The following is a 23,958-nucleotide window of genomic DNA, read 5'->3' as shown; positions in this document are numbered from 1 at the left end:
GGCGTGGCGGATCTGACGGATATCAAGTCCGCCGCGCCGCAATTGCCGGTCGGGGACCTCCAGCGGTCACTCGACTTCTATGCGACCCGGCTCGGATTCCGGACGGTCGATATCTGGCCGGAAGTCGGGCCGACCGAGGCGCTCCTGTCAAAGAATGACGCTCATCTTCGCCTTGTCGAGGAAATCGAGCCCGGGGGCGATCCGCGCGGTGAGGCGACCGTGACGATCCGCGTCGACAATGCGAGCGGACTCTATGGCCTGCTCAGCGATCAACTCGAGATCGAGGAAAGCCTTGGCTGGTCCGATGACGGACGGCGCTATTTCGCCTTCCGCGACCCGGACGGCCACCGCATCGTCTTCATCGATATGGCCTGATCAGGCTTCGGCCGCCCGGCTCGCCTTCTTGCGCTCATGCTCTTTCAGCCAGCGCTTGCGGATCCGGATCGATTTCGGCGTCACCTCGACAAGCTCGTCGTCATTGATGAATTCGAGCGCGAATTCGAGGGTGACCCGGATCGGCGGCGTCAGCACGACCGCCTCGTCCGCGCCGGCGGCACGGATATTGGTCAGCTGCTTGCCCTTGGTCGGGTTCACGGCGAGGTCGTTGTCGCGGCTGTGGATGCCCAGCACCATGCCTTCATAGACATCCGTCGCATGGCCGATGAACATCCGGCCGCGCTCCTGCAGATTCCAGATCGCGTAGGCCAGCGCCTTGCCATCGACCATCGAGATCAGTGCACCATTGTGGCGCTGCCCGATTTCGCCCGGCGTACGCGGGGCGAAACGGTCGAACGTGTGATACATCAGGCCCGCGCCGGACGTCGCCGTCATGAATTCCGACCGGAAGCCGATCAGGCCGCGCGTCGGAATATTGTAGTCGAGGCGCACACGCCCCTGACCGTCGGGCACCATGTTCTTCAGCTCGCCGCGGCGTTCGCCGAGCTTTTCCATGATCGCGCCCTGGCTTTCTTCCGGCAGGTCGACGACCAGCGTCTCCCACGGCTCATGGATTTCGCCATCGACTTCTTTGGTCACGACGCGCGGACGCGAGATCGCCAGTTCGAACCCTTCGCGGCGCATCGTTTCGATCAGCACCGACAGGTGCAGCTCGCCGCGGCCCGAAACGCGGAACTTGTCGGCATCGTCGAGCTGCTGAACGCGCAGCGCCACATTGTGGATCAACTCGCGGTCGAGCCGGTCCTTGATATTGCGGCTGGTGACGAACTTGCCTTCCCGGCCGGCGAACGGGGAATCGTTCACCTGGAAGGTCATCGCGATGGTCGGCTCGTCCACCGTCAGCGGCGGTAGCGCCTCGACCTTTTCCGGATCGCACAGCGTGTCGGAGATGCTCAGTGGATCGAGGCCGGTAAAGGTCACGATATCTCCGGCGCTCGCCGACGGCATTTCCACGCGTTCCAGCCCGTGAAACCCGAACACCTGCAGAACCTTGCCCTTACGGGTTTTCCCGTCCGATCCGATCACGGTGACGGTCTGGTTGCGCGACAGGGAGCCACGGCGAATCCGGCCGATGCCGATCACGCCGGTATAGCTGGAATAGTCGAGCGCGGAGACCTGGAGCTGGAGCGGACCGTTTACATCAACAGGCGGAGGCGGGCAGCGATCGACAATCATCTGGAACAGCGGGTTCATGTCGCCGCCCCGCGCCTCGCTGTCGAGGCTGGCCCAGCCCTGCAGCGCCGACGCATAGACGACGGGGAAGTCGAGCTGTTCGTCGGTCGCACCAAGACGGTCGAACAGGTCGAACGTCTGGTCGACCACCCAGTCCGGGCGGGCGCCCGGCCGGTCAACCTTGTTCACGACCACGATGGGATTGAGGCCGCGTTCCAGCGCCTTGCGGGTCACGAACGCGGTCTGCGGCATCGGGCCGTCGACGGCATCGACCAGCAGAAGCACCGAATCGGCCATGGACAGAACCCGTTCGACCTCGCCGCCAAAGTCGGCGTGGCCGGGTGTGTCGATGATGTTGATGCGCCAGTCGCCCCAGGTCACGGCCGTGTTCTTGGCCAGGATGGTGATCCCGCGTTCCTTTTCCAGGTCGTTGGAATCCATCATCCGTTCGGACACTTCGGCACGCTCCCCGAGCGTCCCCGACTGCTTCAGCAGCTGGTCGACCAGCGTGGTCTTGCCGTGGTCGACGTGCGCGACGATGGCGATATTGCGCAAACGATCTGCGGAAACGGACATGGGATGCGAAGCTCCGGCGGGGGAAGAGGCGGCGCCCTATTACAGGCGTCTGCCCCTTATGGCCAGCAAACTCCGCCGTGCATTATCGCAGAGCCGGTTCCTCGTCGCCCTGGGCGTCTTCGAAAAGGCCCGCCATCGCGCGGGCGGCATGAGTCCGGAGGCGCAGTGCCGTAGCGGCGAGCCCGAACGCACCGATCAATATCATCAGCGCCGCGATCACACCGGCCAGCGCCGAAAAACGCAAGGCTCGCGCGACGATCGCCGTTGCGGGGCGCACATTGACGTAATACCAGCCTGGCGCATCGATCTGCACGAAGGACACGACCTGACCGTTGTGGATCAGGGCTCCATGATCCCGTCCGTCTGCCGCGATGGTCGACCGGATGTCGGCCGCATCCACCTCTGCATTGGCCGCGGAAATCGCTTCCGGCGTAAGCGTATCGAGCGTCATCAGGCTTTGATGCGCGATCACATCGCCGTTGGCGTCGAGCACGAAGCTCGTGGTGCCTTCCTGTGCCTCCAGAACAGCCTGGGTCAGCCAAGTATGCAGATAGATCGAATTCCCGAAGGCACCGAGATGCTCACCGCGCGACCGCACAGGGGAGCCGCAAGCACTTGAGACCGCCGGCCCCCCGCGCTGATACACGACATTTTCAAGACCCGTGCACGCCATCACGCCGGGACCGTTATTCTCGGGGCGCATCATCGCGGCAAACTCGAGCGCTTGCAGGTCGAAATCGGCCGGCGCGGTCTCGCGGTAGAATTCGAGGCGATCATCCCGGGTCGGCGCATAGATCACCAGCGAATTGCCCGGCGTGAAGAAATAGAAGTTGTCGACACGTCCGCGCATGCCGGCGCCGAATTCATGAACCGTCTGGAAGGCGGCGATAAGCAGCCGCTTTTCGGCTTCGCTCAGCCCCTCCCCGCGCTGGATGAACGCCCCCATGCCTTCAACGAAAGCTCCGCCATCGGTGCGGTAGCCGTCGAAGAATTCCGGAGCGCTCCTGCGGGTGCCGTCGTCGCGCAGCGGAAACAGCCGGTTGAATGCCCGATCGACATCGATGCCCTCGAGCGAGGCGAAGCGCTGCATGAGCACCGAGTCCGCAGCCTCGTGGTCGATGCGGATATCTTCGAACAGACGGGTTTGCGTTTCCGCCTGTTCGGCAATCACGCGCTCGGCAGACTGCAGCGCCCAAGCCTGCCCATTGTGCCGGGTCAGCATGAAGATGCCGCCCGCGACAACGAGCCCCACGAGCAGAGCAACCGAAACGATAAGAAGGATCCCGGACAAAAATCCGGGCGTTCCACGAGATACCATATTGTTCACCACCACACCCTTGCCGGGCTTTTGTTCAGGGCGAACATAATCGGGAGGCGTAAACAAAGATTTCACCGTGAACCGCGGATTGCAGCGAACGGCTCCGTCCGCCAACCGCAGCTATCGCTTGATTATCGCCCCCGGCATTGGGTAAGGAACGCACCTGCCGGAGAGGTGGCCGAGAGGTCGAAGGCGGCGGTTTGCTAAACCGTTGTACGGTCAAAAGCCGTACCGTGGGTTCGAATCCCATCCTCTCCGCCAGACCCGTTTGCCTCAGGCCATCCGCGCCTCACCTAAACGCCACCTGAACGGCGGGCTCAGCATCGGCTCACCGCGGGCATGTCAGAACCGCTTCATCCTTCGTCCAACCCAGGAGACAAGCGATGAAGACCCAAGCCCTTCTTTCCAGCCTTTCCACGGCTGCAGCGGCCGCAGCGGCCTTCATCGCCGTCGCGGGTGCCCCGGCCCACGCGTCCGATTTCGGCGGTGACCGGTGCTCGGTCACGTTTCAGGGTGAACCCAATGGCGGCATGTTGAGCGCGGTCGTCGCGCCGGGCTATTCCGGCACCTACTCGCTGCTCGTCCGTTCGGCCACACCGGGCAATGCCGTCCTCGCCAACCTCTCGGGCGGATTTTCCGGCCGGGGCGGATATCCGACCACCGTGGTGAGCACCTTGCTTTCGACCACCTATGTCAACGACGCCAACTCGCCGATCAACGGCCGCCCCGATGCGCCGCGCCGTACGATGAGCGAACTTCGCGACGGCGTTTACGGGGACGATGCCCGCCTCCTCGTTGATTTCGAAGTCCGCGACTCGTCGGGTCGGCTCGTCTGCCGCCAGAGCGACTACCGCTACGAAAACGTGCCCCTTCCTTTCGGGGGCCGTCTCGCGGCGCGCCGGGCCCAGCACGGGACCCCGACCCGGACCCCCTGGTACTGAACCGGTAGACCTCACCTTCCAATGCAAAACGCCCGGGCCAGCCCCGGGCGTTTTTGCTTTCTGGATCAAGCGTTTGAAAACTCTCCTGTAAATGACGCGAAAATGAACCCGCCGCTCAGCATCGCCTCATCGACAGCCCGCTACACACGAACACAGCCGGCGACGCAACGAAGCGTCCGGCCCAACGAAACGGAGACAGACATGAACATTCGTCTTTTCATCGCAGGCGCCGCCGCTGTGGTTTCGATCCTCGGCACGACCGAAATCGCTGACGCGCAGTATCGCAACCAGGTCCGCGTCGATCAGCGCGGCGTCGGCAACGAGGTTGGCGGTCGCCAGAGCGGCTATCGCAACGTGATGGTCGTTGATCAGAATGGCCGCCAGCAGTGGGTCACCATCTATCAGGACGGCACGGGCAACGGCACGACCGCCTATCAGAACGGTGCCTACAACGGAGCCGTGATCGACCAGAATGGCCGCCGCAACAGCGCGGTTGTCGGCCAGGACGGCTACAACAACTACGCCGACACCTATCAGTCGGGCTACCGCAACGAATCGGGCGTCTACCAGATGGGCTCGAACAACACGGCGGTGACCACCCAGTCCGGCAGCCACAATATGTCGGGCGTGATCCAGGTGGGTAATGGCAACAACGCCAATGTCCGCCAGTCGGGCCGCGGCAATGTGACCCTCGTCATCCAGGGCGAGCACTAGTCCGCACCAGATCGGCTGGGGGGCCGTCGAACGCCCGGTGCCATGCACCGGGCGTTTCGCTTTGGCCAATACCCACACTATCGTCGCCTCCGTTCGATGGGGGGGCGATGATGGACTGGACGCAGCACACCGCACTGATCACGGGAGCCGGCAGCGGCATCGGCCGCGCGCTGGCCAATGCGCTGCACACACGCGGTACCGCCCTGATCCTGACGGATATCGACCCGGACAGGCTCGACCGGGTTTCGCAGGAACTCAACGGGCGGGCATCGGTGCAATCGCTTCAGGTGGACGTCGCGGATGCTGCCGCATGCGCCAGCCTGCCGCCGCGGCTGAACGGATCGCCGAGCCTGTTGTTCAACAATGCCGGTGTCGCCGTTGGCGGAGACTTCGAGACGGTCCCCGAAGCCGATTTCGACTGGCTTCTGTCGATCAATCTGCTCGGCCCGATCCGAATGACCCGGACCTTGCTGCCGATCCTGCGCGCGGCCCCGGAGGCCGTCATCGTCAACATTTCGAGCCTGTTCGGCCTGATCGCTCCAGCCGGCCAGACGGCGTATTGCGCGAGCAAGTACGGCTTGCGCGGGTTTTCCGATTCCCTGCGTCACGAACTCGCCGGAACGAGCGTCCGCGTGATGACCGTGCATCCGGGCGGCGTCCGGACCTCGATCGCCGACGATGCCCGCCTGCCCGCCGGCATAAATGATGCGCAGGAAGACCGGGACCGGATGAACGCCTTCCTTAAAATGCCTCCGGACGAGGCCGCCGAGGTCATCCTGCGGGGGGTCGAGCAGCGCAAGCGCCGCGTCCTGGTCGGCCGCGATGCGCGGATGGCCGCGCTGATCGAACGAATATTTCCAGACAGCTACTGGTCCCGGATGGTGCGGCTTTCGCGATCCGCGCAATAAGAGCCGGCGTCCCCCCGAACGCCGGCTCCCTGATTGCGCGCGGACAAGCCGGGCAAGTGCCGCCCCGGTACCGGATTCGAAGGGTGGTGGTGAGTGCTCGAACCCACCCGGAGCGACCGCATGATTTGCACCATAATCCAGCTCTCGCTCAATTGCCGGTCGCCATGTTGTTACGTTTCGGGTAATCACCGTACCCGGACAGGGAATACACATGAGCAAGGGCATGACGAGCGGTCCCGGATTCGGGACGCTGCTTCGCCAATGGCGGACACGCGAGCGTGTGAGTCAGCGCGCGCTGGCTTCGCGCGTCGAATGCTCGACCCGGCATCTCAACTTCATCGAGAACGGTCGTGCCAACCCCGGCCGTGAGCTCGTGCTGCGTCTCGCTGGCGCGTTGGGTATGAAGCCGCTGGATACCAACCGGTTGCTCGCGCTGGCCGGCTATGCCGAGGCCTACCCGAATCCCGAGCCGACACATGATGCGAGCGAGCTGTTCATTCGCTGGGCCAATCAGGTTCTGGCGGGCAGTATGCCGGCCCCAGCCGCCATACTCGATACGCGAAGCCGCGTGGTTCGCATGAACCGCAGCGCCGCCGAAATCTTCGCGGTTGCTGCCGATCTCGACGAGGTCTGGGACGACGGTCTGTTCAGTTTCATTCTCGCGAGCCTCCACCCGAAGGGAACGCGCAGCATTGCCCGGGACTGGGAACCCTACGCCGAAGCCCTGATCCAGGCGATGGTGCGCGACCGTCTGCGCCAACCGGAGACGTTCGACGCGTTGCTCAGAAAGGTGCGGACCTACAAGGGCATACGCAGCGAGTGGTCGCAGCCGAGTTCCCTCGCGGCGGCACCGCAGGTGATTCCACTGCATATCACCATCGGAGACGAACGCATCTCACTGCGCATCCCGACACTCGAACTGCGGGTCGCTGCTTCCTATACCGAACCTCTCTACCCCGGTTACCGGCTTGCAGTCGCACTGCCTGAAAACGAGGACTCCCGTCAGGCCATGCGGCGCCTCGCCGTCCGGGTTGAGGGAACGAAGCCGCATCCGCGCTTCACGCCCTTCGTGGTCGAAGGCCCTGATCTCTGACGGCGTTGCGGACCCTAAGGCGTAGCCCCATAAGACAGCCATGACCGTCACGAAACGATTCATCAGCGCTGAAGACCTGCTCGCCGATTCCTTTGCGCTCGCGCGGCAGGTGCTCGGGAGCGGATTTCAGCCCACGCACATTATCGGTGTTTGGCGCGGCGGCTCACTGCCCGGCATCGCGGTGCAGGAATATCTCGCCTGGAAAGGGCTGGAGACGGACCACATCGCGATACGAACTTCGGCCTATCACGGGATCGACCAGATCAATCCCGAAGTACGGATCCATGGCCTTGGGTATTTCGTCGAAAAGCTCGGCCCTGACGATCGGGTGCTGATCGTCGACGATGTGTTCGATACGGGGCGCAGCGCCGTGGCGCTCGAAGCGGCCCTGCACGAACGATGCGGCGAAAATGAACCCGCCGGTATCCGGATCGCGACCGTCTGGTACAAGCCGAGCCGGAACCGGACGTCCCGCAGGCCGGATTATTTCGTTCGGGAATCGGAAGACTGGCTGGTCTTTCCGCACGAGTTGTGCGGCCTGACGGATGCGGAGATCGCCGCATACAAGCCCGCCGGGCTCATCGATCACTGAGACGCGACTCGATGCCCTTGGCCGCTGCCAGGCCGGTCGCAAAGCACGCCTGCAGCAGATAGCCGCCCGTCGGCGCTTCCCAGTCGAGCATCTCGCCGGCCGCGAAGACACCGGGCAGTGCCTTCAACATGAAACGCTCGTCGAGTGCATTGAACTCGATGCCACCGGCCGATGAGATCGCCCGCTCCAGACCTGCAATGCCGGTCAGCAGGATGGGACAGGCCTTGATCAGCGCCGCCAGTGCGGACGGAACGGAAGGGAGCGGATACGAGGCTTCGCGGAGCAGGCCTGCGGAAACCGGTGACAGCCCCGCCGCTTTCCGGAGGCGGTTGGCCATCGACTCGCCCTTGCGGACGGACGCGAGCCGCCTTTCGAGCGCAGCCACGTCCACGCCGGGGCGCAAGTCGGCGTAAACCGTGACGGGCCCGCTTGCCAGTGCTTCGCGAACCGCGCCCGAAAGCGCATAGATGCCCCCGCCTTCGATCCCGTAGGCCGAGATCATCGCATCGCCCGTCACGTCACGCCCCCCGAATGACAGGGTCACATGCTTCAAAGGCGTTCCGGCATGGCGCGATCGGAACGCCTCGGACCAGTCAACGTGGAAACCGGAATTGGAAGGCTGAAACGGCGATATCGCGACGCCGCGTTCTCCAAGCAGGCCGGCCCAGCCGCCATCGCTGCCCAGCCGTGGCCAGCTGGCACCGCCCAGTGCCAACAGCGTCGCCCGGGGCTTTACGGTCACGGCACCATCCGGCGTGTCGAAGGTCAGTGCGCCCTGACCATCCCAGCCCGTCCAGACATGACGCAAAACCAGTTCGACCCCTTGCGCCTCGAGCCGCGCGCGCCAGGCCCTGAGCAGGGGCGACGCCTTCATCGCCTTCGGAAAGACGCGGCCCGACGATCCGATGAAGGTGTCCTGCCCCAAATCGTCGCACCATTCGCGAAGCGCGGCGGGCGGAAAGGCGCGGATCGCCGCCTCGATCTGCGGATTGGCAGGCCGGTATCGCGAGAGAAAAGCGTCCATTTCTTCGCTGTGCGTGAGGTTGAGCCCGCCCCGCCCCGCCATCAGGAATTTGCGGCCCGGTGTCGGCATGCGGTCGTACACGCGCACCTTGTGCCCGCGCGCGGACAGGTATTCGGCGGCGAACAGACCGGCCGGTCCCGCTCCGATGATCGCAATGTCCGGCGTGCTTGGGCTCATGCACCGGGTTCTGGACGGGCTTCAATCGTGACGCAAGACACGGCATACGCTGACCGCTAGCCTGCTATATCGCAGGAGGCCCGCATGTCTGACGCCCACATTCTCACCGAGCGCCGCGGCGACGTTACCATTATCCGGTTCAACAGGCCCGAACGCATGAACGCCATGGCGGCGCGAACCGTCTGTGAACTTCACGCCGCGCTGAAAGAGCTCGGGAGTGCCAGAGCTGTTCTCCTGACCGGAGGTAGCCGGGCCTTCTCGTCCGGAGCCGACCTGGCGTCCGGCGACCCTGTGCCCTCCGACGAAAACGGACCCGATCTCGGCGCGACACTGGAAACCGGCTACAACCCGCTCCTTCTGACCCTGCGCGACCTATCCGTGCCCGTCGTCGCTGCCGTGAATGGTCCGGCAGCCGGGGTCGGGTGTTCGCTGGCCCTCGCCTGCGACCTGATCGTGGCCGGTGAAACCGCTTATTTCCTGCAGGCCTTTTCGCGCATCGGCCTCGTGCCTGATGGCGGCGCGGCCTTCCTGCTCGCGTCCGGTGCGGGGAAAGCCCGCGCGATGGAGGCCATGTTGCTGGCGGAGAAGATTCCGGCGACAACCGCGCTCGACTGGGGCCTGATCAATCGTGTGGTTCCGGACGGGGAAGTCGAGCAGACCGCCTTCGATCTGGCGACGAAACTGGCGGCCGGCCCCACCCTCGCCCTTGGCCGAACCCGGCGTGCAGCCTGGTCCGCGCTGCAATCCGGTTTCGAGGACCATCTCGATCTCGAACGCCGTGACCAGCGCGATGCGGGGCGCACCACCGACTTCGCCGAGGGGGTCGCAGCCTTCCTCGAAAAGCGGCCTGCGAAATTCCAGGGACGCTAGTCGCCTTTCCGCCGAATCCACTTGCGTTTTTCTGCAAAACGCCTTCCAAGAGGGCCCGCGAGGGGGACGCCCGGCGGTGTGGGACCGGCCGGGCCGTGCAGGCGAGCGCCATGGCGCCGGGTCATCAGATCACGGGCATTTCGATTTGTGGTGCCGGACATTCCGGATCAACGCTTTTGGGCATGGTGCTCGGCAGCGCGCATGATGCGTTTTACGTCGGTGAAGGCGCGAAAATCCGTTATCTGCACGACGAGAAGAAGCCGCTGAAGAAGCGCGTCTGCAAGATCTGCGGGGAAGCATGCGAAATCTGGTCCCGCTTCCACTGGAACCGCGACGAACCGCTCTACCGGCAGGTTGCCGCTCACACGAATTCCCGAATCATCGTCGATTCAACGAAGAATCCGGACTGGATTGACGCACGCACTGCGGAACTGAACGAGACTGGAGACCGGTCGGTACTTGTCCTGCTGCTGCGAGACGGTCGTGCCGTCATCAATTCGCGACTGCGCAAATACCCTGACCGCGATCCGGAACAGCAAATCCTCGACTGGATGGCCCAGGTCGAGCGCTCGGAAGCACTTTACCGCAGCTTCGATGGGCCCAAGATCCGGGTGCGCTATGAGGAATTCGCCAGCGCTCCGGAATCCGTGACGCGCGACATCTGCGAGGCCGCCGGCATTGCGTTCGAGGTCGGCATGCTCGATTTCGCCGCCCGCACGCACCACCCGCTCGGCGGCAATAACGGCACCCAGTTTCTGGCCGCGCGCCAGCAGGCCGGCGACAGCTTCGTGTCGCTGCCGAACCGCACGCGCGACTACTACAAGGACCATTCCGGCGGGATCAGCCTGGATCTGCGCTGGAAGCGTGAGATGAAACCCGAGCACTCCGCCCTGTTCGAACAGGTCGCGGGGCGCTTCAATACATCCCTGAAGTGGGGGGAATAGGACGCATGGCCAAGGTTGATCTGGTGTTCCGGCAAGTCGACGAACGCACGCGGGACGTGGCGCTCGAACTCGCCAAGAAGCATATCCGTCCGGAAAACATCTTCATCATGGACGATGTGCGCCCGTTCACCGAGTGCGTGAACCAGATGCTGCAGATCCCGCACGAGTGCGACTATGTCGTCTATCTCGACGCGGACTGCCTCATCCTCGAGGAGATGCGCGACTTCATCGACCAGTGCGACGCCGCCTATGTCGATGCCTATGTCTCGGACCGTTTCCGCGGCCGCATCCATTGTGGTCTTCACATCACGCGGATCGACCTCGTCCGCCAGATGGCGGCCACGCCCGTTCCCCAGGATGATCTGAAATACGTACTGCGTCCGGAATCCCGCCTGCGCAACCTGGCCATGAAGCCGCTGCGCCTGTCGAAGCAGTTCCGGAACTTTGAAATCCTGCACGACCACTTCCAGTACTACCGGCACGTCTTCCAGAAATACGCGCTGCGCGAACTCCGCAGCCGGACGGACGAGCAATATCGCCGCCTGTCGATGGCGATGAAGCGCTGGCCGGAGCCCAATGGCGAGCACGACGATTACAAGATTGCACGCGACGCGATCGAGTTCGCCCGCAAGATGTGCCCGCACGGTTCGTCCTCGGCGGAAGTCCATGCCTTCATCAAGGAATTGCCGAAGCACGCCGAAGCGGAAATGGCGCGCCTTGGCATCGCCGAGAAGGGTGAGTTCACCATGGCCGAACTCGAGGCGTGGATGTCGCGCAACGAACACAAGCTCGGCTTCGGATCGGACCCGGACAAACCGAAGGTCTTCGGCATCGGCCTCAGCCGTACCGGAACGCGCAGCCTGACGTCCGCGCTGCAGATTCTCGGCTGGGATTGCAGCCACTACCCGATCGACGAGGACACCTATACCGAGTTGTCGAACGGCCAGTACGACCTGTCGCTGTTCAAGGACTATGACGGCCTGACCGACATCACGACCGTTCCCTTCTACCAGCAGTTCGACAAGCAGTATCCGGGATCGAAATTCATCCTGACCGTGCGCGACAAGGACAGCTGGCTGCGCTCTTGCCAGAACCATTGGTTCAATCGCCCGGCCTTCGCACCGACCGATGACCCCGACGAGGAAACCCACCTGCTGATGCGGCAATTCCTGCGTTCGGCCGTCTTCGGTTGCTACACCTTCGTGCCGGACCGCTTCTCCTGGGTCTATGACCGCCACATCGCCGAGGTGAAGGAATACTTCAAGGACCGGCCCGAGGACCTGTTGATCATCGACGTGGTCGGCGGTGAGGGCTTCGAAAAACTCGCGCCCTTCCTCAATCGCCCGAAGCCGGCCCAGCCCTTCCCGCACAAGGGCGCGGTGATGACCCAGAAGGTGGAGCAGGCGCGGGCCGAGGCCGCAGTCGCGGTCGCCTGACGCGCCGCAAGGACGAATGCCCATGGCCCGCGCGGCCGACACACCGTTCGACGATATCGAGACCCCGTCCCTGCGGGACGGGCTCGGTTACGGGCTGCGCGCGCTGGGTCTGGTCTGGAAGAATGACCGCTGGCTGGCGATCGGCATCGGCCTTCTGACCGTTATCCTCGCGCTCTTGCCCGCCGCCGCAGCGTGGCTGGCCAAGGAAGTCATCGACTCCGTACTCGCCGCGATAGAAGCCGGCACGGCGGCCAGCCGGAACACGGCGATCTGGTGGGTCGTGGCAGAGGCCGGCGTGCTCGCTTCGATGCTCGCGGTCCGGCGCGCCCTCACCTTCCTGAAAAGCATGCTGCAGGCGCGGCTCGGCTATGCGGTAAGCCAACTGATTTACGACAAGACGCTGCGCATGGACCTCGCTCAGCTGGAGGACGCCGCGATCCAGCAACAGATCCTGCTGGCCAAGCAATTCGCGTCGGCCCGGCCCTACGGCCTCGTCAACCGGATCTTCGAGACGGCGCAGTTCGCCATCACGATGATCAGCTTCGCGATCGTTCTCTGGACGTTTTCGCCGCTGGCCGTTTTGATCGTCATCGCAGGCGGACTGCCGCTCTTCTTCAGCGAGGTGAATTTCTCCGGGCATCTGTTCCGCTTCCACACGGGGCGGACGCCGGAGATGCGCGAGCGCTCCTATCTCGAAACGCTGATGACGACCGACACTTCGGCGCCGGAACGCATCCATGCCGGCGCCAGCCCGCAAATCCTGTCGCGCTACGAGACCCTCTTCTCCTGGCTGTTCGGACATGATCGGAGGCTCCAGGCACAGCGCGCCGGCTGGGCGATCGGGCTAGGCATCCTGTCCTCGGCGATCTTCCTCGGCGGCAAGGTCTGGATCGTCCTGGTCACGATCGGCGGGGCCATCACGCTCGGTCAGATGACGATGCTCGTGACCGTACTCCGCCAGGGACAGAACACGCTGTCCTCGATGCTCACCGCGGTCGGTGGCGGGTATGAGGATCTGCTCTACATCTCCAATCTCTACGATCTGCTCGCCATCGCGGAACCGGACCGTCCTGGTTCGGCAACATCCGGTGAAGCGCCGGGAACAGGCTTCCGTCTCGAGGATGTCGCCTTCAGCTATCCGGGCGGAACCCGGCAGGCCGTTGCCGGGATCACACTCGACATTCCGCCCGGCACGCAGCTGGGCCTGGTCGGCGCCAACGGATCGGGCAAGACGACGCTCGTCCGTCTTCTTATGGGCCTATACACCCCGACCTCGGGCCGGATTTCGCTTGACGGAACCGAACTGAAGGACTGGGACTGGACCGCCCTCGCCGCCCGCACCGCGACGCTCTTCCAGCCCTTCCAGCGCTACAAGATGACGGTCGGAGAAAACATCGCCATGGGCGAGGGGCTGCGCCCTGTCGAACCGGCCGCCTTGCTTGCAGCCGCAGAAAAAGGATTGGCCGGACCACTGGTGGCGGAATTGCCTGAAGGGCTCGATACGCGCCTGTCAAAGCGTTTCCTCGACGGCCGCGAATTGTCCGGCGGCCAGTGGCAACGCCTGGCGCTTGCTCGCGCCATGCTGCGGACGAATGCCGACATCCTTATCCTCGACGAACCGACGGCGGCCCTCGACCCGGAAGCCGAAGCGGAATTCCTCGAAATCGCGCGTCAGGAAAACCGCACGCTCATCCTGATCAGCCACCGGCTCTCGAACCTGCAGCATTGCGATCGGATCGTCATGCTCGACAAGGGCCGGATCATCGAGACCGGTACGCATGACGAGCTCTTCAAGGCCAGGGGCCGCTACCGGAAACTGTTTGACCAACAGGGCGAATTCTACCGCGACGGTGGAAGCGGAAATTAGAAAGGGCCGCGCGATGGCGGCCCTCTCCAGTTTCGATGGGTCGGATGCGATCAGCGCTCGACGAGCGTGAAAGTCACTTCCTGACCTGCGGTATTCGTCCCGGTCCAGCTGGTGCCGGCTTCGGCCGGAACATCCATCAGGGCTTCGCAGGCGTGTTCACCGGTCGAACGCGTGGTGCAGAGCTCGCCGTCAACGACCTCCCACGTCCCCTCGATGCCCGCATTGGACGTATAGGTGCCGTCCTCGTTGAAGGTGACGGTGTATTCGCCCGCCGGCGAAGCCACGTGCAGATCATACTGCAGGAGCGCGTCCATGCCGGAAGACTGAAGCGCGACAGCGGCAATGATGGCAGTCAGAAACATCTGGAATTCTCCCCTTTTGCGCGAAATTGTTCCCCATTCCCTCGCGCCTGACACGAAGCTAGCAGGCCTCGAGACGGGATCAATCGCGATTTTATGAACAATCCCCCTCGAGCCCGGAAATCCACTCACGGAGCAGAGCCACGCTTTCGTCATGAACTACGGACCGGCCGAGTTCGGGCATCATGATGTCCGGGCGGAGCGACTCCATCCGGAAGATAAGGATGCTCTCGTCGGGATTACCCGGGACGATATCGAAGCGGTGTCCGCCCGATCCCGGCCCGGCCGCGATGGGCACCTTGCACAGGCCGAAATTCGGTCCCATCGGCGTGCCCGGATCGAGATAGAGCCCGGACGTGTCCGCCGGCCCCGCAGGGTTATGGCAGTGCGCGCAATTGATATCGAGCCAGACCCGCGCTCGCGCTTCCACAGGCACGCTGGTATCGGTCCAGTCCGGAGCCCTGGGCGCATCGCCGGATGCTGGCGCCCCCGTCAGATATCCCGCGGCGACGAGATGCTCGATCTGGTTCGCGGGTCCGTCGGCATAGTCGAAATCGCGGTTGAGATGCCGTGCCGCCGGCCCGATCGGTTGGATCTCGCGGGTCGTGTTGTTGGTCGCGTGACACCCCTGGCACTGGTTCGCATTGGGGATGAGGTAGTTGACCTCGACGGCATGTCCGTCATCGATCAGCGTGAAATGCTGCATGTCACCTGTGCGCATCAGCACGGCATCGGTTTGCTCGTCGTTCCAGACATAGGGCAGCGCCACCCAGCCCGTCTCGCGCCTCACGAGAATGCGGGTCTCGACGAGATGCACCCGCGTCATGTCGAGCGTGCCCGGCGCGGCCCAGATGTCGGCCGGGAGATCGCCCCGTTCGAGCTGACCGTGCTCACCGATCGGATAATAGAACGTCTTGGTGATGACCGTGCCGACCGGGAAATCGAAGACCCCGTCTTCGCTGTAGCGCGCGCTCGCGCCTTCCGGCATCCAGATCGTCCGGAATTTCCCGGCATGATCGGAAAACAGCGGCGTGTTGAGGTCGTAGGGCTCGACATCGAACCCGGTCAGCAATGTCTCGCGCGTGACCCGCAGCATGCCCCATTCGCTGAGCGAATGCGGATTCTCGCTGGCGTAGAATTGCGGCGTCGGTGCGCCCTGCTCCGACTGACAGGACGCCAGCAGGAGGAGGCTGACAACGATAACGGTGCGTAGCATCAGAACGGCAACGTGATTTCCGGCAGCGGATCGAGCTGGCAGCGATAATCCTCGGCCATGCGCGGATTGCCGTAACCGCCGGGGCCGTCGGCATTCATCATCTCGGCATCGCCATTGTCGATGCAGATGCGGAGCGCGTCGGGCATCGCACCGTCGACCATCTTGGCGTCATCGATATAACCATCCCACAGCACGTCCGGGAAACGCCCGTTCAGGCCGAACATGGCGACGCGGAGCGCCTGGAGGTCCATGCCGTCCGGATTGTTGCCGCCCTCACCAAGCGTATTGGAATGGACGTAGATCCCTTCCGGATACGGGTCGAAATCCTCGCGCGTACCGAGGTCGGAATAACCGGTCGAATAGACGCTGGAGATGATGATGTTGGCGGTGCGGTGATCCCGGATATCGTTGTTGAAGATCTCAACGTCATCATTGGAGTTGATCACGATGCCGGAGCCGGCCGGAACGCTCGCCACGGGCGTACCCGGATGGCCGAAATTGCGCGTATTGTTGTTGAAGACCTGGTTGTCGAACACGCGCGTCTGGCGGCCCGGCTGGGGCAGATTCGGCATGTTGAACACCAGGATGCCGCCGGTGTTTTCCGTCGCGACATTGCCGTAGACGTCGGCGCCTTCCGTATTCTCGATCTCGATCCCCGCCACATTGCGCTCTGCGCGGCTGTTTCGGACGATCACATTGCGCGACTGGCCGACATAGATGCCGGCATCGGACGCGCCGATCGCCACGGCACCGTCGATCAGCACGTTGGTCGTCTGGACCGGGTAGATGCCGTAGGCACCGTTGTCGGTGTCGGGTCCGTTGGTCCACTCGGTGCGGACGCGGCGGATGATGATGTTCTCGCCCTCATTGATCTTAAGCGCATCGCCATTCGTGTCCTCGATGGCGAGGTCCTCAATGGTGAAATCGCTGGCGGTAACGAGGAGGCCTTCCGCCCCGGATGCCTGGTTCGCAAACGACAGGATGGTTTCGTCCATGCCAGCGCCGCGGATCGTCACACCGTCGACGGTCAGCGACAGGGAGCGGTCGAAGCTGAACACACCGGCCGGAATCTCGATCACATCGCCGGGCTGGGCGTCGAGCAACTGCTCCATCAGCGTGGTCTGGTAATCGGTATCTGCCTCGGACACGTCCCGGCCCTGCGGCTCGCCGCCACAGGCGGTCACGAGCAACGCCGATCCGGCCAGAATCGCAAACCAGTGCGCTTTCATGCGCTCTCCCCCTTTGTTCCCGTCCACTCGCGTGGTGAACTGTGTTCACTTTAAGCGAGGAGTCGGCCAGCCGTCACCCTCGCAGATGACACCGGCAATCGGTGCGGAAACGGGGAGACATGACGGATCCGGCGATGATCGACGCCGCGAATGTGTCGCTCGGCCAGGGCAGCGAGACCGGTCTCGCCATCGCCCTGGCGGTGATGATGTTCGCCGTCGCGCTGTCGCTGCGCATCTCCGACTTTGCCTTCCTCAGAACCCACCCGAAAATGTTCGTCGGCGGCGTCATCACGCAGGTGCTGGGCCTGCCCCTCGTCACGCTCGCGCTTGCCGCCCTGATCGCGCCAACGCCTTCGGTCGCGCTCGGCATGATCGTCGTGGCCTGCTGTCCGGGCGGGAATGTCTCGAACCTTTTCGTGATGCTGGCGAGAGGCAATGTCGCCTACTCCGTAGCGCTGACGGGCGTTTCCAGCGCGATGGCGTTTCTGATCACGCCCCTGTCGATCCTGTTCTGGGCGAGCCTCTTTCCCCCGACCGCGGAACTGATCCACCAGGTCGATGTCGACCCGCTGCCCTTCCTCGTTCAGGTCGCGACCATGCTGGCCGTACCGCTGGCACTTGGCATGCTCGTCCGCGCAAAGCTGCCCCGGCTCGCCGACCGGCTTCAGCCGATCTTTCAGGGCCTGGCCATCGTGATCATCCTTGCCCTGATCGCCGTCGGGCTGCAGGGCAATTGGGCCATCGTCATGGCAACCGGGCTGATCATCGTTCCGGTGGCCGTCATCCACAACGCGACCGCATTCGCACTTGGCGCCGCGTCCGGACGCGTCATGCGGCTCGATCCGCCGTCGCGCCGCGCCCTCACCTTCGAGATCGGCATCCAGAATTCCGGTCTCGGCCTGGTCATCCTCCTCGCCCAGTTCGACGGGCTTGGAGGGGCCGCGGCGGTCACCGCCACCTGGGCGATCTGGCACCTCGTCGCCGGCCTGTCCCTGGCCACAGCTTTCCGCGTCTGGAACGCCAGACGCGCCGCATCCGGGAGTGCAGCAGAATGACATTCGACCTGAAAATCACCGGCGGCCTGATCCATGATGGCGAGGGCGGCGAACCCTATTCGGCGGAGATCGGCATAATCGACGGAAAGATTGCCGAGATCGGTTCCGGTCTCGGCGAGGCAAGGCGGACGATCGATGCAGCAGGCTGCATCGTCACACCCGGCTTCATCGACCTGCACAGCCATTTTGACGGTCAGGCGACCTGGGACGACCGGCTTGAACCCTCGGTCTGCCACGGCGTCACGACGACGGTGATGGGCAATTGCGGGGTCGGCTTCGCACCCGTGCACAAGACCGACCACGAACGCCTGATCAAGCTGATGGAAGGCGTCGAGGACATTCCCGGCACGGCATTGGCCGAAGGTCTGAAGTGGAACTGGGACAGCTTCCCGGACTATATGGACGCACTGGAGGCCCAGAACCGCACGATCGACATCGCCGTCCATATCGGCCACGACCCGCTGCGGGTCTACGTCATGGGTGACCGGGCCATCGCCGACGAAGACGCGACCGACGCGGACATCGCGACCATGCGCGACCTCGTCCGCGCCGCGATAGAGGCCGGGGCGATTGGTTTCTCGACCGGCCGCAGCGACGTCCACAAGACTGCCGATGGTGATTTCACGCCGTCATCCGAAGCCACCGCGCGCGAACTCGCTGGTATCGCTTCGGCCTTTCAGGGGCTCGATTACGGCGTCGTTCAGGCGGTCAGCGATTTCGATCTCGAACGTGAAGGCGACCGCTTCGAGGCCGAATGGAAAGTCCTGGAAGCCTATGTGAAGGCCGCCGGCGGGCGGCCCTTCTCGATGTCGCTGATGCAGCGCGACTTCGCACCCGACCAGTGGAAACAGATCCTCGGCAAGGCCGAGGAAATGAAGCGCCAGGGCGTCGACATGCGGGTGCAGGTCGCCCCGCGGGGCATCGGCGTCTTTCTCGGCCTGCAATGCACCTTCCACTTCTTCATGGGCTATCCGAGTTACAAGAAGATCGCCCACCTGCCGTTCGACGAGCGGGTCGCGATCATGAAGACGCCGGAATTCAAGGCGCAGATCCTGTCGGAGAAGACCGACAAGCTGTCCGGACCGGGTTCGTCCATTCCGCCGCTCGCCGATCTGCTGATGGAGCATATCGACTTCGTCGCGACCAAGCTGTTCCGGCTCGGCGACAATCCCGATTACGAGCAGCCGCCGGAACAATCCCTCGCCGCCCAGGCCGAGCGGGAGGGTATTCCGTTGATGGAGAAGCTCTACGACACCGTTCTGGAGCGCGACGGTCAGGAACTGATCTACTTCCCGATCTACAACTACACCGAAGGCGATTACGGCAACGTCCACACCATGATGACCCACCCGCAGGCACTGCAGGGGCTGGGCGATGGCGGGGCCCATGTCGGCACGATCTGCGACGCGTCCACCCCGACCTATCTGATGAGCTACTGGACCCGCGACCGCACGCGCGGGCCGCGCGTCCCGCTGCCGCGCGCGGTTCAGATGCTGACTTCGGATATCACGGATTATCTCGGGCTGAAGGATCGCGGCCGCATAAAGGTGGGCCAGAAAGCCGATCTCAATATCATCGACCATGAGCGGCTGAACGTGCTGCCGCCCTACATGGTCAAGGACCTTCCCGCCGGCGGTCAGCGCCTGCTGCAGAAGGCGACGGGCTATCGCGCGACCCTGGTCTCGGGCGTGCCGGTTGTTCTCGACGATGTCGTGACGGATGAACGCCCGGGCCGCCTGGTGCGCGCGGGGCGGTGATCACCCTCGTGCCTCGAGGCTCGCCCGGAACAAGTCCGGTCTCGCATCTCAGCATGATGGTAGATTTCTCCTCATCCTGAGGTGGCCGCGGCAGCGGCCCTCGAAGGGCGAGGAGAAATCAGAGCGCCTCCAGCTCCAACCCGCCCTCGCCGCGCGTGACGCGCCAGCGGCTGTCGATTCCGGCATCATAGCCCGTGCGCTTGACCGTCGAGACTTCGACATAATCCGCCTCGACCGATCCCGGCGTGAGCGACAGCCGGATGAAGCCGCGGCGATAGGGTTCATGGTGCAGGATTTCCGCATTGGCGGCTTCGGTGATGCGGCCAAAATGCACGCCGGGAGCGGGGATTCCTTCGAATTCCGACGGGCTTGAAATCGACGTCGTGCCGAACTCGTACCCGACCGGCCGGCCCGCCTCCGTTGCCAGCGCGCAGGTCCAGAAATTGTGCGTATCGCCCGCCAGCGCGATCATGCCGTCCGTCGCTTCGAGAACGGCGGCATAGAGCCGCTCGCGTTCGGCCGGATAGCCGTCCCAGCTGTCGAAGCTGAACGGGCTGTCGAAACGGGAGCGCAACACATATTCCCACGCCAGCGGCTCGCGGTTGCGCACGATCCATTTCAGCCAGCCTGGCAGCGCCTGGACATAGTTCGGCATGTTCAGCTTGCCAAGCAACACCTGCCCGCCCAGCACCTGCCAGGGCGTCCCGTTCTCGCGTGACGTCCGGAAGGCTGAGGCGATCGCCTCGATCTGCGCCATGCCGAGCATCTCGCGTGACGGATCGCCGACAACATCGCGCAGCCATTCAGCGACCAGAGCGCGGTTCTCCGGCGTATCCTCCGCATCATAGGCGATCGGGAAGCTGTCGAAGGTGAGTTGTTCGGTCCGCGCCGTATGCCGGCTTTCCGTCAGGGCGATCGTGGCCAGCCCGGCGATCTCGACCGTCTTCAATCCGCCGATCAGGTCGTCCGGTTCGCGCGTGGGGTTCCAGTCATGGAAGGCACGCAGAGCCTCGCTGCGGCGGGTGGCCCATTCACCCTCGCCGTCATCGTGATTTTCCGCCCCGTCCGACCAGGTGTCGTTCGCGACCTCGTGGTCGTCCCAGGTGATGAACCAGGGCGCGGCGGCATGCGCCGCCTGCAGGTCCGGGTCGGACTTGTACTGGGCGTGCCGCGCTGCGTAGTCGGTATAGCTGACGCATTCATGCAGCGGGCTCGGGACGCGGCCCAGATCCTCGGCGTCCTCGGTGGCATAGCCGCCCTGCCCGTATTCGTAGATGTAATCGCCCAGATGCAGCACAAGGTCGAGATCGTCGGTGTTGGCCATCTCGCGATAGGCGTTGAAATAGCCCGCCGGATAGTTCGAACAGGAACAGAAGGCGATGTTGAACCGGTCACGCGGCTGCACCGGCAGCGTCCGTGTGCGCCCGACGGGGGACGGCTCGCCATTGTGCAGGGCGCGGTAGAAATACCAGCGGTCGGGGTCGAGTCCGGTCGCCACCGCCTTGTAGGTCGAGACCGGATTCATGCGGATGTACTGCCGCTGCTCGGTCGCCTCCCAGACGATGTCTGTGAAATCCGCGTCGGCCGCGACCTGCCAGGTCAATTCTCCGCCGCCATCCTCTGAGACTGCCGTCCACAGGACCACGCTCGACTGATCCGGCTCACCCGAGGCCACGCCATGCCGGAACGGACCCGTAGGAGCCGGCGGCAATGGCCGGTTCGGCGTGCCGCACGCCGCCGCCGTCAGCGCGAGCCCGGTCGAACCGAGCAGAAGGTGTCGCCGGTTGATCGGTAGCCGCATCGTCATTCTCCCCTTCGTCGCGAACGGGTTTTGCCACCCTCCCGCGACACTTGTGCGACGCCTAGTCCCGGGGCCGCAGCACCAGCGTGTCCGAACCAGCGGGCGCTGTGTCCGGTGTCCAGTCCGTGCGCATCTCGAAGCTCTCACCCGCCGCCCACATCGGCGCCAGATCGCGGTAATGCCCCGACCAGGGATGACCGGACTGCCCCGGCGCGTGCATGAAACGCGACGCGTCGAGATCGGACATGTCGTAGATCGCCCGCAGGGACGGGCCGTGGAACACGTCGAAACTGTCGCCGCGCATCGGGTAGACCGCGACATTCACCGTCGACCCGTCGCCGCCGACAGGCTGGCGCACGGTGAACATGCCATCCAGCACCGGCATGCCCGTGAACACGGGATGATCGAACACGGCGGCGTGGGCGCTTCCCCACGACCAGTTGTCGATGTCCGGTCCGAACTGTGCGATCCCGGTTTCCATGGCGGCATCGAGTGCGGCACCGACCGTCACGGCGCAGCTTTCCGCCACCGGCGAGGTGACGTCGTCGCACCAGCGCGTCTCGCCGCCGACAAGAACATTGTCGACCAGGCCTTCGCGGCGGCCGATGAAGCGCGGGAAATCTTCGCCCAGCTCGTCGCCGTAAAGCGCACGGGCAAAGGCGCGGTACCACAGCGCATAGATCAGCGCCTCGTTGGAATAGACCGGCATCGATCCATCCCAGTCCGCCAGCAGGTCGCGGGCGCGTTGTCCTTCAGTGGTCTGCGGTTCGGACGCGGCGATCACAGGGATCAGGCGGGCCGCCTGTGCGGACAGCACGTCCATCTGCAGCGTGTGATAGCTCTCCGCATCGTGCCGTGCCGTCAGGTCCAGTTGCTCCTCGATCCGGACCGCGCGGAAGATCGCGTACTCGCCCGGTGTCGGATAGGCGTAATTGTCCGGCGTGATCCGGTTGTTTCCGCTCGCGACCCGGCCCGATTCCGGGTTCCGGACGCGCGGCAGCTCGTCATAGGGAATATAGCCCGTCCAGCGGCCATCCGCGTCACGCAGCGGCACCAGGCCCGCCGTCGTGTAGCCGATCGTGCCGTCGATATGGGCGTAATGCATGTTCTGCATCGGCGCGGTATAGCCGCGCCCCGCTTCGACGAATTCCTCCCAGTTCCGGTTTTTCATGATGCGATAGGCCACACCGGCCACGTCATTCGACATGTCGAGCGCGGTCGATTGCAGCACCACATCGACATCGCCATAGGCGTCGATCGCGAAATATTCCGGATCGAGAACCGGGCCGATCGGGCTCTGGCGGATCCTCAGTTCGACGGGCTCGCCGCCACGCACCGCAATCGTCTCGGTGCGCTCGACGATTTCCAGTTCGCCGCGCTCGAACTCCTGAAGGTCGATCACGTCGAACATTGTATTCGTGAAGCCCCAGGCCGACACGTCATTCCGGCCCAGCACGACGAGGGGCGCACCAGCAACCGTCGCGCCGACCACATTGCCGTCCGGCAAGGCGAGGCGCGCGAAATACCAGATACCCGGTGCGGACAGCGACAGGTGCGGGTCATTCGCCAGCAGCGGTTCCCCGCTCGCTGTGTGGTCGCCCGACAGCACCCAGGCGTTCGAGCCTTCATCGACGTCCGGCTGCACCTCGTTCGCCGGCAGCCCGTTGTCCGCCGGTAATGCGGCGCGGTCGGCATAGTCCTCGGCCTGCAGCATGGTCGGCGCCCAGTCCGGATATTCCGGCAGGAATTCCGCCAGCTGGTCGGGCATCAATATGTCTTCGAGACGGCGGCGGGACATCTCGCTGTCCTCGCCGGCGGCCAGCGAGTCGGCCATGTAGACAACGACAGATGCGGTATCGACCAGCCGCCACTCCTCCGGGCGGAACATCCAGGTCGCCGGGCTGAACATCAGGATCCGGTATTCCGGGGACGGCGTGCCGCGCGCCAGGCGCGCATTCACGCCAGCGGTATAGGCCTCGGCCGCGGCGAGCGTTTCGGCATCCATATTGGCCACGGCGGCCGCGGCGACATTCGGATAGCCGCGAATCCGGTTGCGCGCATCGACGCGTACGGTTCGTTCTCCGAGTGCTTCGGACAGTCGCCCCTGCACATAGCGCCGCATCATGTCCATCTGGAAGAAGCGGTCCTGGGCATGGGCATAGCCGAGCCCGAAGAAAACATCGGCTTCCGTCTCGCCGAAAATGTGGGGCACGCCGTGCTCGTCGCGCACGATCGTCACCTCGCCGGTCAGACCTGCGACGCGGACCTGACCGCTGGTATCGGGTTTGGTGCCCCAGAAAGCCCAGAGCCAGAAGCCGGCCCCGATCAGCATCAGGGCCGCGACCAGCCCCCCGAGGAACAGGACAATCCGAACCAGAATACGCATGCGATCCCCCCACCGTGAACGCTGTTCACGCGCGAGACTATCAGGACCGCCGCGCGGCGCCAGTGT

At 64.2% G+C, this 23,958-nt stretch carries 20 protein-coding genes and 1 tRNA gene; 13 read left to right on the top strand and 8 right to left on the bottom strand.

Features of this window, described 5'->3' with window-relative positions; translation table 11 throughout:
- Nucleotides 1–3: 3 nt before the first annotated feature.
- Nucleotides 4–375, top strand: a complete 372-nt coding sequence (locus tag L5876_RS03485; protein ID WP_236954696.1) for a VOC family protein — start codon at nucleotides 4–6, stop codon at nucleotides 373–375.
- Here the strand turns inward: L5876_RS03485 and typA are convergent, their stop codons facing one another.
- Nucleotides 376–2,205: a translational GTPase TypA gene (gene typA, locus L5876_RS03480; RefSeq protein WP_236954695.1), complete on the bottom strand. Its 1,830-nt coding sequence runs from the start codon at nucleotides 2,203–2,205 to the stop codon at nucleotides 376–378.
- An 82-nt stretch (nucleotides 2,206–2,287) separates the two neighbouring features.
- The gene (locus tag L5876_RS03475; protein WP_236954694.1) at nucleotides 2,288–3,457 is read right to left on the bottom strand and encodes a cache domain-containing protein; all 1,170 of its coding nucleotides are present in this window, start codon (nucleotides 3,455–3,457) and stop codon (nucleotides 2,288–2,290) included.
- Nucleotides 3,458–3,691: 234 nt separating this feature from the next.
- Between L5876_RS03475 and L5876_RS03470 the strand changes: the two genes are divergently transcribed.
- The 6 genes from L5876_RS03470 to L5876_RS03445 all read left to right on the top strand — a co-directional run bounded on the left by L5876_RS03470 (nucleotide 3,692) and on the right by L5876_RS03445 (nucleotide 7,771).
- Nucleotides 3,692–3,784: transfer RNA gene (locus L5876_RS03470), tRNA-Ser, on the top strand.
- A 122-nt stretch (nucleotides 3,785–3,906) separates the two neighbouring features.
- Nucleotides 3,907–4,464 (top strand): hypothetical protein, encoded by a 558-nt coding sequence (locus tag L5876_RS03465; RefSeq protein ID WP_236954693.1) that lies wholly within the window; start codon nucleotides 3,907–3,909, stop codon nucleotides 4,462–4,464.
- A gap of 201 nt (nucleotides 4,465–4,665) precedes the next feature.
- The gene (locus L5876_RS03460; protein ID WP_236954692.1) at nucleotides 4,666–5,178 is read left to right on the top strand and encodes a curlin-associated protein; all 513 of its coding nucleotides are present in this window, start codon (nucleotides 4,666–4,668) and stop codon (nucleotides 5,176–5,178) included.
- Nucleotides 5,179–5,285: 107 nt separating this feature from the next.
- Entirely contained in the window at nucleotides 5,286–6,086 is an 801-nt protein-coding gene (locus L5876_RS03455) for an SDR family oxidoreductase (protein WP_236954691.1), read from the top strand.
- A gap of 211 nt (nucleotides 6,087–6,297) precedes the next feature.
- Entirely contained in the window at nucleotides 6,298–7,179 is an 882-nt protein-coding gene (locus L5876_RS03450) for a helix-turn-helix domain-containing protein (RefSeq protein WP_236954690.1), read from the top strand.
- A 40-nt stretch (nucleotides 7,180–7,219) separates the two neighbouring features.
- Complete coding sequence (locus tag L5876_RS03445; RefSeq protein ID WP_236954689.1) at nucleotides 7,220–7,771, top strand: phosphoribosyltransferase; 552 nt, start codon at nucleotides 7,220–7,222, stop codon at nucleotides 7,769–7,771.
- On the opposite strand, the gene L5876_RS03440 is transcribed toward L5876_RS03445, so the two are convergent.
- On the bottom strand, nucleotides 7,758–8,972 hold the full coding sequence (locus L5876_RS03440) for a TIGR03862 family flavoprotein (protein WP_236954688.1): 1,215 nt from the start codon (nucleotides 8,970–8,972) through the stop codon (nucleotides 7,758–7,760). The two genes, L5876_RS03445 and L5876_RS03440, sit on opposite strands and share 14 nt — an antisense overlap.
- Nucleotides 8,973–9,056: 84 nt before the next feature.
- Here L5876_RS03440 and L5876_RS03435 point away from each other — a divergent pair, with 84 nt between their 5' ends.
- The 4 genes from L5876_RS03435 (at nucleotide 9,057) to L5876_RS03420 (ending at nucleotide 14,089) form a co-directional block, all read left to right on the top strand.
- Nucleotides 9,057–9,842: an enoyl-CoA hydratase-related protein gene (locus L5876_RS03435; RefSeq protein WP_236954687.1), complete on the top strand. Its 786-nt coding sequence runs from the start codon at nucleotides 9,057–9,059 to the stop codon at nucleotides 9,840–9,842.
- Nucleotides 9,843–9,952: 110 nt separating this feature from the next.
- Nucleotides 9,953–10,786, top strand: a complete 834-nt coding sequence (locus L5876_RS03430) for a sulfotransferase (RefSeq protein ID WP_236954686.1) — start codon at nucleotides 9,953–9,955, stop codon at nucleotides 10,784–10,786.
- 5 nt (nucleotides 10,787–10,791) lie between these two features.
- On the top strand, nucleotides 10,792–12,222 hold the full coding sequence (locus L5876_RS03425) for a sulfotransferase family protein (RefSeq protein WP_236954685.1): 1,431 nt from the start codon (nucleotides 10,792–10,794) through the stop codon (nucleotides 12,220–12,222).
- A 22-nt stretch (nucleotides 12,223–12,244) separates the two neighbouring features.
- Nucleotides 12,245–14,089 carry an ABC transporter ATP-binding protein gene (locus tag L5876_RS03420; protein ID WP_236954684.1) on the top strand — a complete coding sequence of 615 codons (1,845 nt, stop codon included), beginning with the start codon at nucleotides 12,245–12,247 and terminating at the stop codon, nucleotides 14,087–14,089.
- Between the two features lie 50 nt (nucleotides 14,090–14,139).
- On the opposite strand, the gene L5876_RS03415 is transcribed toward L5876_RS03420, so the two are convergent.
- The 3 genes from L5876_RS03415 to L5876_RS03405 form a co-directional block, all read right to left on the bottom strand.
- Entirely contained in the window at nucleotides 14,140–14,451 is a 312-nt protein-coding gene (locus L5876_RS03415) for a hypothetical protein (protein WP_236954683.1), read from the bottom strand.
- Between the two features lie 91 nt (nucleotides 14,452–14,542).
- Nucleotides 14,543–15,664, bottom strand: coding sequence for an SO2930 family diheme c-type cytochrome (locus L5876_RS03410; RefSeq protein WP_236954682.1), 1,122 nt, complete (start codon nucleotides 15,662–15,664; stop codon nucleotides 14,543–14,545).
- Nucleotides 15,664–16,893 (bottom strand): parallel beta-helix domain-containing protein, encoded by a 1,230-nt coding sequence (locus tag L5876_RS03405; RefSeq protein WP_236954681.1) that lies wholly within the window; start codon nucleotides 16,891–16,893, stop codon nucleotides 15,664–15,666. The genes L5876_RS03410 and L5876_RS03405 overlap by 1 nt, the downstream gene beginning before the upstream one ends.
- Before the next feature lie 119 nt (nucleotides 16,894–17,012).
- Here L5876_RS03405 and L5876_RS03400 point away from each other — a divergent pair, with 119 nt between their 5' ends.
- Nucleotides 17,013–17,948 carry a bile acid:sodium symporter family protein gene (locus L5876_RS03400; RefSeq protein ID WP_236954680.1) on the top strand — a complete coding sequence of 312 codons (936 nt, stop codon included), beginning with the start codon at nucleotides 17,013–17,015 and terminating at the stop codon, nucleotides 17,946–17,948.
- Nucleotides 17,945–19,705 (top strand): amidohydrolase family protein, encoded by a 1,761-nt coding sequence (locus tag L5876_RS03395; RefSeq protein ID WP_236954679.1) that lies wholly within the window; start codon nucleotides 17,945–17,947, stop codon nucleotides 19,703–19,705. Before L5876_RS03400 ends, L5876_RS03395 begins: the two co-directional genes overlap by 4 nt.
- Before the next feature lie 118 nt (nucleotides 19,706–19,823).
- Here the strand turns inward: L5876_RS03395 and L5876_RS03390 are convergent, their stop codons facing one another.
- Nucleotides 19,824–21,506, bottom strand: coding sequence for an alkaline phosphatase (locus L5876_RS03390; RefSeq protein ID WP_236954678.1), 1,683 nt, complete (start codon nucleotides 21,504–21,506; stop codon nucleotides 19,824–19,826).
- Nucleotides 21,507–21,567: 61 nt separating this feature from the next.
- Nucleotides 21,568–23,892, bottom strand: coding sequence for a penicillin acylase family protein (locus L5876_RS03385; protein WP_236954677.1), 2,325 nt, complete (start codon nucleotides 23,890–23,892; stop codon nucleotides 21,568–21,570).
- Between the last annotated feature and the right edge of the window lie 66 nt (nucleotides 23,893–23,958).

The organism is Hyphobacterium sp. SN044 (genome assembly GCF_021864465.1).
Lineage (GTDB): Bacteria > Pseudomonadota > Alphaproteobacteria > Caulobacterales > Maricaulaceae > Hyphobacterium.
This window is presented reverse-complemented; position numbering and strand designations above follow the sequence as displayed.